Source organism: Sediminibacterium sp. FW305-C-269 (assembly GCF_058231045.1).
This window is the reverse complement of record NZ_JBIQXQ010000001.1, coordinates 1,263,127-1,277,874: the sequence shown is the minus strand read 5'-3', so window position 1 is coordinate 1,277,874 and position 14,748 is coordinate 1,263,127. Positions and strand designations below refer to the sequence as shown.

Genomic DNA, 14,748 nt, shown 5'->3' with positions numbered 1-14,748 from the left:
TTTTCCAGGTTGCCGGCATAGGTCAAAGCATCCAGGTTGATGATCCGGTAATCCGGGTATTTGTTCACCAGTAAACGCACCACATGGGAACCAATGAATCCCGCTCCGCCTGTGATCAATACATTTCTGCTCATACGCAAATAAATGATATAGGTAAGCCACAAAGTAACAATAATTACAGCTAGTAACCCGTGAAAGAAATCACAACTATCCAAACCCATTCAAAGGGAAAAGCCGGTAAACCATGCAGCTAACTTTCTTATCTTCATTCCATAAACGCCTGCCATGAACCAACGCTATTACTCGCTTGATGTTTTCCGGGGTGCCACTGTTGCCCTGATGATACTGGTCAATAACCCGGGTAGCTGGGGCCATATTTTTGGTCCGCTGAAACACGCACCCTGGCATGGAGCCACCCCCACGGATCTTGTGTTCCCTTTTTTCCTTTTCGCAGTGGGTAATGCCATGGCATTTGTGATGCCCCGTTTTGAACAGGCAGGCCAGGGGGTATTCTGGAAAAAAGTAATCAAAAGAACCTTACTCATTTTTGCAATCGGCCTGTTCCTGAACTGGAGCCCCTTCATCAAATGGGATGGGGAAACACTGGTAGGCAAACCTTGGGAAAATGTTAGAATACTGGGTGTACTGCAAAGAATCGCGCTCTGTTATTGCTTCGCTTCAGTGATCGTGTTTTATGCCAAAGCAAGGGGTTCTTTTGTAATCAGCGGAATTTTATTATTGGTATACTGGCTCATCTGCCTGCTGCTGGGAGCACCTGGTGACCCCTACAGTTTGCAGGGCTGGTTTGGCACACAGATCGACATCAATCTCCTGGGTGTAACCCATATTTACAAAGGCGAAGGCGTTCCCTTTGACCCCGAAGGACTACCAAGTACGCTTGCTGCCATTGTCCAGGTGATCTTTGGTTTCCTGGTTGGACAATACATCCAGCAGAAAGGAAAGAGTTTTGAAATGTTATCCAATCTATTTGTAGCGGGACTGGTACTTGTATTCACCGGTTATTGCTGGGACCTGGTATTTCCCATCAACAAAAAGATCTGGACCAGCAGTTATACGCTGTATACCTCCGGTCTTGCCATACTGGTACTCGGCACCCTCATTTTCCTGATCGAGTTCAAGGAAAAAAGAGGTACCTGGAGCCGGTTTTTTGATGTGTTTGGAAAGAATCCGCTGTTCATTTTTGTATTAAGCGGTTTTTTACCAAGGATGCTGGCCTTGTTCCGCTGGGAAGATCATATTTCTCCCGAAGGCAAACCCGTGTATACGTCCGCTTTTCCCTGGTTTTATGAGCATATCTGCAAGAACCTATCTACCGACCTCCGCGTTGGATCGCTGCTATATGCTTTATGCATGATTGCCATGTACTGGTCAATTGTGTACTTGTTGGATAAGAAGAAGATCTATATCAAAGTGTAGGGATCGTGAGTAGTGAGTCGTCAGTCGTGAGTAGGGAGTCTGTATCAACCGTCACTCATGACTGACGACTCACGATTCATTCACTCATCCACTCATTCACTCATCCACTCATTGAATCCTCCTCGCAGGGTTACCCGCATATACGCCGGGTTCCGTGATATCTTGGGTAACTACCGATCCGGCTCCCACCACTACCTGATCACAGATGGTAACAGGCAACAGAGTGGCATTACTTCCTATGGACACCTGGTTACCAATATGGGTTGCCTTCCATAAAGTAAGGTCACCCGCCGGGCCTCCTTGTTGAAAAGTATCGTTCACAAACATGACGCCGTGACCGATAAAACAATCAGATCCGATCGTCACTTTTTCGCAGATGAAAGTGTGTGATTGAATTTTACAACGATCCCCGATCACCACGTTTTTCTGGATCTCTACAAAGGGACCTACAAAACAATCACGACCGATCTGGCAGCCATATAAATTACAAGGCACAACTACCCGGACATTTTCCCCGAATTGCACATCACGAATGCCGATATGGGTTGGTTGATATTTCATTCTGACAGTCAACTAAGTTAGCGCAAATTGGCAGCATGATAGATCTTTTCTATGATCTCCACCGTTTTCAGTCCATCCCGACTGCTGGTGTAATAAGGTGTGCCGTACTCCAGCGTATTCACCAGGCTTTCATACACTTTATCGTGATTGCTCATGGAGCCCTGGTAAGTTGGATATTCATTGGCACCTGAACCTGCAGGCAGCTGTTCCAATACCACATCATGGAAAGACGCATACTCGATCGTATTCAGATACGATCCGCCGATCTTCACCATTCCTTTTTCGCCGGAAATGGTCAACGAGCCCTCCCTGTTCTGCTGAAAACTATTCACCGAATAATGAATGGTGCCGATCATGCCGTTCCCGAATTGCAGAATAACCGCTCCGCAATCATCTATTTCACTTACATCCCTGTGTGCCAGGTTTTCAGTCATGGCCAGTACCTCCTGCACTTCACCAAAAAACCAATATACGAGATCGATGAAATGACTGAACTGTGTAAACAGCACACCGCCATCCTGCCATTGGGTACCCCGCCAATCCGATGTTTGATAGTAATGCTGATCTCGGTTCCAGAAGCAGGTGAGTTGCATACCATACAGTTGTCCAAAACCTCCTGCATCCAGTATTTTCTTAACGGCCTGAACAGGAGGGTTGAAACGGTTCTGCATCACGGTGAACAATTGTTTTCCGGACCGCTCCGCAGCCTGCATCATCCGCTCGCAATCGGAAACCGTGAGAGCCATGGGTTTCTCCACCAGAACATGAATCCCTTTTTGCAGGACCTGAACAGACTGGTCGGCATGCAATCCATTGGGTGTGCAGATCACTACCACATCAATGACTGTTTCACCAGCAAGAAGATCATTTATCGTAAAGTAGCAGGGAACCCGGTATTTGCTTGCAAATAAAAGTGCCTTATCAGCGACCACATCACAAACAGCTACCAGCTGGCCATAGGTCTGTATCTGCACCACATGACGTGCTGCAATAGCCCCACAACCTACGATCGCAAAACGGATCCTGTTCATGTATCAATATTAGGGAAAGAGGGCTTCTGCCTTTTGAATATTTTCCGGCTTGCCCACATCGATCAGCACGGCTCCGGTATGGTCATAACATGAAATAATATGTTCTTTCGCCAAAGCCAGATATACATCAACCATCGAGAACTTACCGGTCTGTGTGATCAGTGACAGCAGGTCGGTATTGATCACATGAATGCCACTAAAAGCCTTGCGAAAAAGCGGGATCTGGTTACGTACGATCCTTTCCTCTCCTGTTTTTACATTCTGCCAGCCAGAAAGAATATTTTCTTCATCAAACAGGAAATAACGCGAAGTCTCCCTTTCACTTACGGCCAATGTAGCCAGCGCATTCCCGGATCGGTGCTGCTGTATCATGGCTCCCAGATCAAACCGGGTCAGTATATCAGCATTCATGACCACAAAGTCTTTCTCGCCCGCAAAATAAGCAGCGGCTTTCTTCAGCCCGCCTCCTGTTTCGAGCACTTCATCCGTTTCATCTGAAATACTTACCCGGCTACCCCATCCATGATGCTGTTCGATGGCTTGTACCACCTGATCGGCAAAATGATGCACATTCACGATCACATCACGGATACCGAACTGCTGCAGGTATTCAATATTCCTTTGCAACAACGACTTCCCATTTACCAGAGCCAGGGCTTTGGGATGAAAATCGGTCCAGGGTTTCAAGCGGGAACCAAGGCCTGCGGCGAAGATCATTGCTTTCATGCAGAATGGATTGGAAGATTGATGGATTACGGATTAGCTGGAAGCAGGCAAGTCCTTTACCCAGTTCGCCTGATTGGTGTGCTCCAGTTTTACTTTTACCTTGTATTTGTTCCGCAGGTGACGGGCTGTTTGTTCCGCAGCATACACACTGCGGTGCTGTCCGCCGGTGCAACCAAAGTTGATCATCAGATGACTGAACCCGCGGCGCAGGTATTCTGCCACAGTAATATCAATCAGGTCCCAAACACTGTTCAGGAATTCATTCATATGCGTACGCTGCTCCAGGAAATCCTGCACAGGTTTGTCTTTACCCGTCTGTGTTTTATACTCATCAAAACGACCCGGATTCAGGATGCCACGCATATCGAACACAAACCCACCACCATTTTCTGTCGGATCAGCAGGAATTCCTTTTTTGTAACTGAAACTGTTGATCTCGATCAGCAGCGGGGTGTTTTCGTTCGCCTGAATTGGCTCGAATCTTTTGATCATCTCTTCAGCAACCACCAACCGCAGCACACGATCGAACTCCGGGGTTACAATACCGATACGTTTGTGTTCGATGAAGAATTTCAGGTTACGCAATGCCAACGGTATGCTGGCCAGAAAATGCGCCTTCCGCTCAAACAATCCGCGGAAACCGTAGGCACCCATCACCTGCAGTAAACGGATCAATACATAACCGTTATACTGGCTCACAAAAGTGATGCGATCAACCGGTTTTTGCAGGAGTTTATCCACTTCGTCCATGTAATAGTCGAGCAGTGAATCTTTCCATTGTTCACTCAGTTCCGCTTTGGCCTGCCATAGCAGGGATGCCACATCGTATTGCAGCGCACCTTTCATGCCCCCCTGGTAGTCAATAAAGCTCACTCTATCTTCTTTCACAATTATGTTCCGGCTTTGAAAATCGCGGAACATAAAATATTTGTTCTCCGTACGTGTAAGATAGGTACTCAAGGCATCGAAATCATCAAGCATGGCCTGCTTGTCATAGGGCAGCTGTAATGTGTCCAGGAAATAATACTTGAAATACAACAGGTCACTCATGATGGCCTGTTTACCAAACTCTTTGGCAGTAAGGCACCACTCGTAGTTCAACCCCTGGTCTCCCAGGATCTGAACGCGCGCCAGCTCAGACAGGCTCTGCTGAAACAATCCATATACATAATCCCCATGTCCGTTCTGCTCCAGTTTATTCAACAGAGATTCTGTGCCCAGGTCCTCCTGTATGTAGATCGTATCATCTGCATTCACAGCCAGTATTTTGGGAACAGGCAAACAGGCTTGTATGAAATGACGGCTGAAATAGATGAATGTCTGGGTTTCCCGCTGGTTCAGGTTATAGGTGGCGATAAAAGTGGCTGTGCCGGAATAGATCCTGAAATAAACACGGTCGCTCCCGCTCTGCGGTAATTTCTCAATACGGTCGGGTTGGGGATGACCGGATGACACAAAAAGTTCGTCGATGGCTTTGATCACTGCCTCCATGTTGCTGCCTGGTTTACAGCGAAAATAAAGCTTCGTAGGGAAAGCTGCTGAACCTTTTGTTCTTTTTGACAGGATAAGCGACACTATAGGCTATTCCTGTGTGAAGGAAACATTACCAGGCTCTGGATATTTGTGAATCATTCCGGGTTTGTTTATTTTCAATACATGAATAAAGGGATCATCCTGTTGCTGTTGTTGAACCTGTCATGCCAGCTGGCAAAAGCACAAACAACAGAACGGTTTTACGATTACCAGGGCTATATCTGCGAACCGGCAGGGCCAGATTTTATGCAAGGATCAGCCATAGTGATTCCGGGTGGATCCAGTCAAGGTATTATCTTCCTTCGAAGCGACTGCAATCCAAAACAGGTTATTCAGACAGCAGCTGTACCATTAAGCAGGGAAGGTTTTACACTTTTTACCCCAACCAGCAACTGGAAACAACCGGCAAATACACCAACAACCTGAAAGACAGTATCTGGCTTTCTTTTTATGCCAACGGCGTCATGAAAGATTCCACCCGATATGATGAGGGAGAAGTTACCGGAACTTGCTTGCAATGGCATAACAATGGATATATGTCCGATTCAACCGTATACCGGCCCGATGGGATCCGGATATCCGTTAGCTGGTTCAACAATGGCAGTATTTCCGCCGCAGGGCGCCTGTCGGAGATCGGTCTGCCGCATGGGAAATGGCAGTTTTTTCACCAAAATGGCCAACTGAGCGCAGAAGAGGTATACAATCGGGGCAGGCTGCTTAGCAGAAAATATTTTTCCCTGTTGGGCGTGCCCGATACCGATACCAGTGTGGTGTTCCAACCCGCTTCTTTCCCAGGTGGAATAGGCAAATGGTCTGAATACATGCAGAAAAAACTTTACTGGCCCAAAGGTTATCAACTGGTCAATAGCGATAAAGTAGAAATCTCAATCCAATTTACCATCGATGAATATGGAAATGTGAAAGACCCACTGATCACTGTCCCTTTCGATGACGCTTTCAATGATATCGTGATGCGGATGATACAACATTCACCCCGATGGGAACCTGCCATCTCGCATAACCGGAAAGTATCATTCATTCATAAGCAAACAATCAGTTTCAACCAGATAAGGAATTGATACGGTCTGCTCCTATTGTTCACGTCAATACAAAATCAACCGCGGCTGTTGCGTGCAGTAAAGTGGTGTCAAACACAGGAACACTGCAATCTTCCTGTTTCAACAAAATGGGGATTTCCGTACAGCCGAAAATGACACCCGATGCTCCCTGTGTCACCAGGGTATCAATAATTTGCAGGAAATGCTGTTTGGCTTCGGCGGTAAAAACACCTTTGGCAAATTCCGTATAGATAGCGTTGTTGATATAATCAATGTCTTCCTGCGAAGGGATCAATACCCGCAAGCCCTGCTCTTCCAGTTTTTGCCGGTAAAAATCCTGCTGCATCACATATTTGGTACCTAACAACGCAACCGTAGTTATATTTTTCTGTTTGATGGCATTGGCGGTAACTACGGCCACATGTACCAGTGGGATGGCCACGGCTTCCTGTACCGCATCTGCTACCTTATGCATGGTATTAGCACCCAGCAGTATACAATCAGCCCCAGCCCTTTCCAGGCGGCGGGCCGCATCGCACATGATGTCGGCAATACGGTCCCAATCACCGGTTTCGGTAAGTGTTTTGATTTCCTGGAAATTGACAGAATAGATAATGATACGGGCGGAGCTCACGCCTCCTTCCCGGGCATTCACCATCTCATTCAGTATGCGATAATATTCAGCAGTAGATAACCAGGTAACCCCACCAATAAGGCCGATTGTTTTCATGCGTTGAAGGTAGACAAATCAGAATGATTACCGGATAATAGAATCTCAAAACAACTTTCCCTGCTCGCCCGGCCTTCTGAACTTACTGCAATCCAGCTCCCAGCGCTCTGCATTCAATCCGTAAATTTTATTGTACTTCTTAAATTGCTGCGCCACCAGGTCGGAGATCGGCCCTTCGCCACGCATGCGTACCCCATAACGGCTGTCGTTCACTTTACCGCCATGGCCATGCTGTATCAGGTTCCATACCTTATCGGCCCTGTCGGGAAAATTCTTGTACAGCCAGTCATGAAAGATCAGTTTGATGGCTCCATTTAACCGGATAAAGGTATACGCACTGAACACAGCCCCATTCTTACTGGCTGCTTCCATGATACGTTGCATTTCATGTTCGTTCAGCCCGGGTATCATCGGACCCAGCATCACGCCGGTTCGAACACCGGCGGCACTTAACTCCCTGATCACACGCAAACGCTGCTGTGCTGTCGTGGTACGGGGCTCCATCGCCCGCCGCAAGTCTTCGTTAAAGGACGTAATACTGACCAGCACGCTTACCAGCTTCTTTTCCGCCATCTGCTGTAACAGGACTTTATCGCGCAGGATACCGGCATTTTTGGTGATCATTCCTACGGGCTGGTTAAACGCATAGCACACTTCCAGCATGCGTTTGGTAAGTTCGAATTTTTTTTCTGCAGGCTGGTAACAATCGGTATTGCCACTGAGACTTATAGGAACGCATTCCCAATTCCTGTTCATCAAAAATTTACGCAGCAGTTCCGGCGCATTCTTCTTCACAATGATCTTCCGTTCAAAATCGAGGCCGGCACTATAACCCCAGTATTCATGTACATTACGGGCGTAACAATAGATACAGCCATGTTCACACCCCTGGTAGGGGTTCATGCTGTACCACATGCCCACATCCGGACTCTCTACCTTGTTCACAATACTTTTGGCATGGTCTTCCAGGTAAACCGTGGCCAGGTTAGGCTCGGTCCAGTCATCAATACTTTCCACCTGTTCCCGCACTTTCTCATTCTTCAAAAAGCGGTTCTTCGGATTGAACTGGGCGCCGCGGCCTTTCAAATAGGTATTTTCTTTAGGCAGTTCTTCTTCCATTGGACTCATTTTTACACCATACATCGATCCTTGTTACAAACGGGTATCAAAACAAGGCGCCTTGTACCGTATGCGTCTTCTCATTCTTCATCACAAACCTTTTCACCGTTTCATACTTTGTTTCACCCTCTCTTCTGCGCAGCAGTACCAGCTGTTCCGCCATGAAACGTCCGCTGAAATGCGTATGGCTCATTTCCAACCAGCCTTTCTCATATTGCCAGGGCAGCAACCTGGTGGCCAGCGTAACATATGGTTCGGTAATAAAATGCGGTTTCCGTTCCTTATCTATCTTCAACAGGTGTTGCACCGTTCGCAATGATTTGATCAACTGCCCTATCTGCGTCTGTGTACTGACCCGAAAGCAGATGGTATGTGTGGGAAAACTGCTAAAATCCTCCAGTTCTACCAGAAATGAAGCATGCATTTCCGTTAGTACCTGTAAACGGTGTATGATCCGTTTTTCAATCATTTCAAACTGCTGAAAACGCAGCAGGGTAATATGTGGCCTGCCCATGACCGCCGCCGCACAATCGTAGCTGTCTGCAAAATGTTTCTTTACAGCCTGCAGTTGGCCACGCAAGATTTCCGGTGGCTCTATCACCAGCATATATTCAGCAGTGGCGTAATTCATCAATATATCTGATCGCATAGCGCTGATGGGTATGATTATGTTTATGATGACTATGATCTGATCACTGAATGCGCAACAGTAAACCTTCTTTCCCTGGTTGCCTCTCTGCCGGGCAGAAAAAGAACCTGATGGGTCAGGGCCGAAGGCCGAACACGTTCACCTGTTTACAGGCATCGAACTGGTGTGTCCTCCGCAGCAGCACCAGCTCATTCACTTCAAATGATGCCTGGAAATCCTTTTGTGCATAATCGGCCTCCGCCTGCTGGTATACACTTGCGGGCAGCTTCCGTGCAATGGTCATATGCGGCCTTGTAATCAGGTGCATTTCAGGACAACCATATCCCCGCACATACTGGTCAACCACCTGCAGTTCCCTGGCCAGTTGCTGAAAAGGCAGGTGGTCCTGCACCCTTACATAAATGGTATGGGGTTTGAAACCGCAGTACCTGTCCAGCGTTACCCTGAACCGTTGCTGGTTGCTGATGATGCGGTGCATCCAGCGAATAATGGTAGACTCCATTTCTTCCTTTGCCAGAAAATTGGCCACTGTAATATGGGGTTTTGTTTTCTCGGCAATGGGCGCATGGTATTGCAGGGTAAACCGCTGTTTCTCCTGTACCAATTTATCATGTACTGCCGCATCCGGTTTGGCTACCAGCAGGTACTCAAAGAACTGCTGCACCGGCGCGTGGAACGGCCGGTTGCTTACTAACCCTGTTTCCATAAACATATTTTTACCTGGATAATGATTTTAGCATAAATTTACTAAATAATTTAGCATAACAAAATTTAATTTATATGGACGGGGAAACATGGTACGGAGCCGCCTACAAAGGCTCCAAGAAATTCAACCAGTGGAACATTCCCACTGCCAACGCCACCGGTTTTGGTGCAGCGGCCGATGATTATATGGAACGCGGCATTGACCTGAACGAACAGCTGATCCGCAACAAACCGGCCACTTTTTTCTTCCGCATGAACAGCGATGCCATGACAGATGCCGGCATCTTCAGCGGTGATGTGCTGATCGTTGACCGGAGCATCAAGGCAGTGAACGGGAAGATCATCGTGGCCATACTCAACGGCGAGTTATTGGTGCGGCGTTTACAGGTACAGATCAAAGGCGCCACACTGGCGGCCGAAAACAAAAAATACGGCAATATTCAGGTGGACGAGTTCAGCAGTTACGCGGTATGGGGCGTGGTTGTACATTCTATCAGAACCATTTGACAGGGCCCGGCTACAGTGCCGTGTGCAGCATCCGTTGCGTCGCACACGGCACCGTTCCGACCCTGTTTCGGCAGATCGGAAACTCATCCGGTCTGAAAAATATTTCGTCAATCATCAAGCAACTATTGCCATGAAAGCCATTGTTGACTGCAACAGTTTTTACTGCTCCTGCGAACGCCTGTTCCGGCCGGACCTGCAGCACCGGCCCGTAGTGGTGCTCAGCAACAACGACGGCTGCATCATCTCCCGAAGTGATGAAGCCAAAGCGTTGGGTGTTGAAATGGCCGGCCCTTATTTCAAGGCCAGACCGCTGATAGAAAAATATGGTGTGGCCACTTTTTCTTCCAATTACAATCTTTACGGCGACCTCAGCTGGCGCGTAATGGAAACCCTGCGCATGCTACTGCCCCGGAATGCTGTGGAAGTATATTCGGTCGACGAATGTTTTCTCGATCTCTCGCATATACCGAATGAAGAACTACCAGCATTTGCACTGCACCTGCGCAGTACCGTGGAACAATGGACGGGCATACAGGTATCCATCGGTGTGGCGCCCACCAAAGTGCTGAGCAAAGTGGCTAACCGCCTGGCCAAAAAACACAAACAGGTCACCAACTGCGTACTCGTACTCGACACCCCCCGGAAAACCGAGCAGGCACTGCAACGAACGCCCATTGAAGATGTATGGGGCATTGGACACCAGTACTCGGTAAAACTCCGCAACAGCCATATCAATAACGCATATGACCTCAGCATCAAAGACACAGCCTGGGCCACCAAACACCTGGGTGGGGTAACCGGCGCCAGACTGGTACGCGAACTCAAGGGCATTGAGAGCATACAGATGCTGGATGAACTGGTGAACAAAAAGATGATCGCCACCACACGCATGTTCGGCAGCCCGGTGAACAACCTGAACGACATCAAGGAAGCGATCGCCACTTACACATCCCGTGCTGCAGAAAAATTACGCAGGCAGCACAGTGCGGCCAGTACCATCAGTGTATTCGTGGTGCCGCGCGAGCAGACACACAGCACTCATTTCAGGCATGGGCCCACCATCAGCAGCCATATTATCCTGCCACTGGCCACTTCCTGTACGCATGAACTCATCAAACCAGCCGTATCGCTGGCAGAGCGGTTATACGATCACACAAAAGTGTACAAGAAAGCAGGGGTCATGTTAAGCGGCATCGTGCCCGACAGTTCCATACAGGGTAACCTTTTTAATGAGCCCTCCGGTAACAGGAACCGCATGCTGATGAGCATGATCGACAATGTGAACTTCGCCATGCGCGATGACGTACTCAAGTTTGCTGCTTCAGGTACCACCCGAAACTGGAAGATGCGCCAGGAGCTGCGCAGCCCGCGCTATACCACACGTTGGGAAGAATTGTATGAGATCAGGTGAAACAGGGACCTTTATTGTTTCTTCGGAACAGGGAACTTATCAAACAGTATACTGATGCCTTTCTGCACTTCGGCCTGTACATTCTTCTGGTTCTCCGGAACAATGCCGCGTACAATACCTCTCCACACCATTTTGTTCTCAGCGGCATCCACTACGTGAATGGCTACTGTGCCTTCATGGTAACGACCCACTTCTATCACTTCGCTTTTCCAGCTGTAATTACGCTGGCCGATATAACGGGGGGCACCATCGGTACGCCAGTCGGTCTCCCTTGTCTGCACTTCTTCCTTGATACGGATGCCGATATTGACCAGCAACTGGGGATGGTTGGTCGTGTAATGATACCCCCGGCGCTCCATTTCCACCGTAATGGCTTCTTTTAATACATTGATCCGCTCAGTGAACAAGGCACTTACTGTATCGCCGGATGCTTTTACCTGGAAAAAATCAAAGCTCTGGTACCTGGTCAGGTCTGCATTATCACCTGTTTCGGTATGCAGCACACGGGTGCCGGAACAACCGGCCAGCAACAGTAGAGGTATGATCAGATATTTTTTCATAAACATTTTTTATATGATCAGAATAAAGTGGTTGGTGGTAAAAAAGCCGGTTTGATCAGGTTCAGTCCGCAAGCCGCATTCAGCTTATCCCCCATATATACCGTCAGTTCGGGTGAATAAGCTTCATCGTGCATATGCATGAAAAAGTACAGCTCCTCCATCCCGTTGTTGAGCCAGTACTGCATGCGGTTAATCCAGTCGTCCACCCTTGTATAATCCGTCGGATGCAGGCTGTTGCCCACATACCGGATAAATGCCTTGGGCACCGTCAGGTGCATATGCGCACAGTCCCTCCTGCCACTGGTATCGGTGATCACAATCCCCATCCGGATGGAGCGGAGAAAATCAAACAGTTCCGTCCGGACCTGTTCATCCGAAAACCAATCGGGATGCCTGACTTCCAGGAAGAACTGCATATCCGTGGGCAGCGATTGAAGAAAACGGAACAGCTCCTCTTTACGCCGGGTACTGAAAGCATCACTTACCTGAACGAACACAGGACCCAGGTGTTTTTCAAAAGCCACAATACCACGAAGGAACTCGGAAGTAATAAAATCCTTATTCAGCAGGCTGCCCCTGTGTGTAACACCCTGGTACATTTTGGGGCAGAACACAAAATCCCTGTCGCCCGCCTTCTCTGCCCATTTGGCAATGCCTTCAGCACCATATACCTTATAATGCGTGGCATTCAGTTCAATACTGTTATAATGTTTTACGTAATGCGACAGGAAATCTTTTTCCTTTGTTTTGGGTGGGTAGATCTTTCCCACCCATTCGGTCCTACCCCATTTGGCACAACCTAAGTACACTTTGGGATCAGCAACCGGTTTACCCGGCAGCACCGCCTGGTTAAAAACGGGTTCGGCCGCTAACCGAAAATCAATATTTCCCAATTCAGATTCGGGCACACGGCCAAATTCCATAAGTCTGTTTTTTCAGATCCTAAAGTTACGCCGTTATCATAAAAGCAGTAATTTGTTTCGCGTGAGTCGTGAATCGTGAGTAGGGAGTGGTTAGTAGGTAATGGGCAATGGTGAATTGTGAATGACCCGCTATTATACATCAATCTATATCCCTTACTCCCTACTCACTACTCACGATTCACCATTGCCCATTGACAACTCACGAACACCCCTATCATGAAACAACTCTTTACCCTGCTCGGTCTGGTTCCGATACTGGCGCTTGGTCAGCAAAGACCAAACATCCTCTATATCATGAGCGATGACCACGACGCCAACGCCATCAGTGCCTATAGCAAAACACTGATCCAGACACCCAATATCGACAGGCTGGCAAAAGAAGGTATCCTCTTTACCCGATCATTTGTGGGTAATTCCATCTGCGGACCCGCAAGGGCTACTCTGCTCACAGGCCTTCATTCGCATAAGAACGGTTTTATCGACAACCGTTCCCGTTTCGACGGTTCACAGCAGACCATGCCCAAACTGATGCAGCAAGCCGGTTACCAGACGGCCGTGATCGGCAAATGGCATCTCAGCACTTACCCTACCGGATTTGATTACTGGAAGATACTGCCGGGGCAGGGCCAATACTATGAACCGCGCATCATCCACATGAACGGCGATACCAGCACCTATCATGGCTATGCCACCGATGTGATCACGGATGAGTCCTTACAATGGCTGCAGGAAAAAAGAGACAGTACCAAACCCTTCCTGCTGATGTTACATCACAAAGCGCCGCATCGATATTTCTTCCCTTCCTTACGCTACCTGGAGTTATACCATACCAAGACCTTCCCCGAACCGGCAAGCCTGTACACCGACACTACGGGACGGGGTGCTGCCTGGCGTTTGCAGACTATGAGCATCCTGCCCGACATGAAACTATCCAGCGACCTGAAAGTGGATCCCGCTTACCTGATGGATATCCCCTGGTTAAAACCCGATTCTGCAGAGATCAATTATTACAGTTCCATCATCAATCGCGTACCGGTTGCAGAAAGAAAACGTTTCATAGAGATCTACAAGGAACGTGGTGAAACCATCCGCAAACTGCGTCCGCAGGGAAAAGAGCTGCTGCAACTGAAATACCAGTGGTACATGCAGGACTACCTGGCCTGCGTGGCATCGGTAGACGAGAATATCGGCAGGGTACTGGATTACCTGGACAAAAGCGGGCTGGCCGGCAATACCCTGGTGATCTACACATCGGACCAGGGTTTTTATCTTGGCCAGAACGGCTGGTTCGATAAGCGATGGATGTATGATATTTCCATGCGGTCTCCCTTGCTGGCAAGATGGCCCGGCCATATCAAACCCGGAACCAGGACCAATACCATGGTGCAGAACATCGACTATGCACCCACTATCCTGGATGTTGCGGGAGCCTCCATACCTGACAATATGCAGGGGTTGAGCCTGCGGCCTGTTCTCGAAAATCCCACCAAAACATTGCCCAGGAACAGTCTCTACTACCATTTTTATGAATACAAGGCAGACCATACCGTATTGCAACACGTAGGGGTTAGAACCGACCGTTACAAACTGCTCTATTTCTACACCGTTAACGAATGGCAGCTGTTTGACCTGCAGAAAGACCCGGCCGAACTCACCAACCTGGTGAATGACCAAAAGTACCAGGGTATCCTGGCCGATATGAAAAAGGAACTGCTCCGCCTGCGCAACCAATACGACGACCATGAAGCCGCAGGAGAACTCAGGTGAGGAATATGGAATGTTGAACAGATGAGCAAGG

General features: G+C 48.4%; 16 protein-coding genes. 5 read left to right on the top strand and 11 right to left on the bottom strand.

All coding sequences use genetic code 11. The features are described from left to right. On the bottom strand, positions 1 to 134 hold a 134-nt coding region (locus tag ACH3Y6_RS05485; protein WP_490834589.1), incomplete at its 3' end, for a GDP-mannose 4,6-dehydratase. 151 nt (positions 135 to 285) lie between these two features. Between ACH3Y6_RS05485 and ACH3Y6_RS05480 the strand changes: the two genes are divergently transcribed. Continuing rightward, positions 286 to 1,437, top strand: coding sequence for an acyltransferase family protein (locus ACH3Y6_RS05480; protein ID WP_490834579.1), 1,152 nt, complete (start codon positions 286 to 288; stop codon positions 1,435 to 1,437). A gap of 108 nt (positions 1,438 to 1,545) precedes the next feature. Here ACH3Y6_RS05480 and ACH3Y6_RS05475 read toward each other — a convergent pair whose 3' ends face one another. Genes ACH3Y6_RS05475 through ACH3Y6_RS05460 form a run of 4 tightly spaced genes read right to left on the bottom strand, consistent with a single transcriptional unit; the run spans position 1,546 to position 5,246 of the window. After that, positions 1,546 to 1,998 (bottom strand): acyltransferase, encoded by a 453-nt coding sequence (locus ACH3Y6_RS05475; protein WP_490834578.1) that lies wholly within the window; start codon positions 1,996 to 1,998, stop codon positions 1,546 to 1,548. A gap of 17 nt (positions 1,999 to 2,015) precedes the next feature. Next, positions 2,016 to 3,029 (bottom strand): Gfo/Idh/MocA family protein, encoded by a 1,014-nt coding sequence (locus ACH3Y6_RS05470; protein ID WP_490834577.1) that lies wholly within the window; start codon positions 3,027 to 3,029, stop codon positions 2,016 to 2,018. 9 nt (positions 3,030 to 3,038) lie between these two features. Continuing rightward, positions 3,039 to 3,755, bottom strand: a complete 717-nt coding sequence (locus tag ACH3Y6_RS05465) for a nucleotidyltransferase family protein (RefSeq protein WP_490834576.1) — start codon at positions 3,753 to 3,755, stop codon at positions 3,039 to 3,041. A gap of 33 nt (positions 3,756 to 3,788) precedes the next feature. Next, the gene (locus ACH3Y6_RS05460; protein WP_490834575.1) at positions 3,789 to 5,246 is read right to left on the bottom strand and encodes a RapZ C-terminal domain-containing protein; all 1,458 of its coding nucleotides are present in this window, start codon (positions 5,244 to 5,246) and stop codon (positions 3,789 to 3,791) included. A gap of 206 nt (positions 5,247 to 5,452) precedes the next feature. On the opposite strand from ACH3Y6_RS05460, the gene ACH3Y6_RS05455 reads away from it, so the two are divergent. After that, the gene (locus tag ACH3Y6_RS05455) at positions 5,453 to 6,367 is read left to right on the top strand and encodes a hypothetical protein (protein WP_490834574.1); all 915 of its coding nucleotides are present in this window, start codon (positions 5,453 to 5,455) and stop codon (positions 6,365 to 6,367) included. A 19-nt stretch (positions 6,368 to 6,386) separates the two neighbouring features. On the opposite strand, the gene ACH3Y6_RS05450 is transcribed toward ACH3Y6_RS05455, so the two are convergent. The 4 genes from ACH3Y6_RS05450 to ACH3Y6_RS05435 all read right to left on the bottom strand — a co-directional run bounded on the left by ACH3Y6_RS05450 (position 6,387) and on the right by ACH3Y6_RS05435 (position 9,550). Continuing rightward, entirely contained in the window at positions 6,387 to 7,076 is a 690-nt protein-coding gene (locus ACH3Y6_RS05450; RefSeq protein WP_490834573.1) for an aspartate/glutamate racemase family protein, read from the bottom strand. A 45-nt stretch (positions 7,077 to 7,121) separates the two neighbouring features. Continuing rightward, positions 7,122 to 8,195 carry a PA0069 family radical SAM protein gene (locus ACH3Y6_RS05445; RefSeq protein WP_490834572.1) on the bottom strand — a complete coding sequence of 358 codons (1,074 nt, stop codon included), beginning with the start codon at positions 8,193 to 8,195 and terminating at the stop codon, positions 7,122 to 7,124. 46 nt (positions 8,196 to 8,241) lie between these two features. Beyond that, entirely contained in the window at positions 8,242 to 8,844 is a 603-nt protein-coding gene (locus ACH3Y6_RS05440; RefSeq protein ID WP_490834571.1) for a 2'-5' RNA ligase family protein, read from the bottom strand. Between the two features lie 115 nt (positions 8,845 to 8,959). Further along, positions 8,960 to 9,550: a 2'-5' RNA ligase family protein gene (locus ACH3Y6_RS05435; RefSeq protein WP_490834570.1), complete on the bottom strand. Its 591-nt coding sequence runs from the start codon at positions 9,548 to 9,550 to the stop codon at positions 8,960 to 8,962. A 74-nt stretch (positions 9,551 to 9,624) separates the two neighbouring features. Between ACH3Y6_RS05435 and ACH3Y6_RS05430 the strand changes: the two genes are divergently transcribed. Then, entirely contained in the window at positions 9,625 to 10,056 is a 432-nt protein-coding gene (locus ACH3Y6_RS05430; protein WP_490834569.1) for a LexA family protein, read from the top strand. Between the two features lie 130 nt (positions 10,057 to 10,186). Further along, positions 10,187 to 11,467 carry a Y-family DNA polymerase gene (locus ACH3Y6_RS05425; RefSeq protein ID WP_490834568.1) on the top strand — a complete coding sequence of 427 codons (1,281 nt, stop codon included), beginning with the start codon at positions 10,187 to 10,189 and terminating at the stop codon, positions 11,465 to 11,467. A gap of 11 nt (positions 11,468 to 11,478) precedes the next feature. On the opposite strand, the gene ACH3Y6_RS05420 is transcribed toward ACH3Y6_RS05425, so the two are convergent. Then, complete coding sequence (locus ACH3Y6_RS05420; protein ID WP_490834567.1) at positions 11,479 to 12,027, bottom strand: DUF4136 domain-containing protein; 549 nt, start codon at positions 12,025 to 12,027, stop codon at positions 11,479 to 11,481. Positions 12,028 to 12,044: 17 nt separating this feature from the next. Continuing rightward, positions 12,045 to 12,950, bottom strand: a complete 906-nt coding sequence (locus ACH3Y6_RS05415) for a DUF72 domain-containing protein (protein WP_490834566.1) — start codon at positions 12,948 to 12,950, stop codon at positions 12,045 to 12,047. A 216-nt stretch (positions 12,951 to 13,166) separates the two neighbouring features. Between ACH3Y6_RS05415 and ACH3Y6_RS05410 the strand changes: the two genes are divergently transcribed. Continuing rightward, the gene (locus tag ACH3Y6_RS05410) at positions 13,167 to 14,717 is read left to right on the top strand and encodes a sulfatase family protein (protein WP_490834565.1); all 1,551 of its coding nucleotides are present in this window, start codon (positions 13,167 to 13,169) and stop codon (positions 14,715 to 14,717) included. Positions 14,718 to 14,748: the final 31 nt, after the last annotated feature.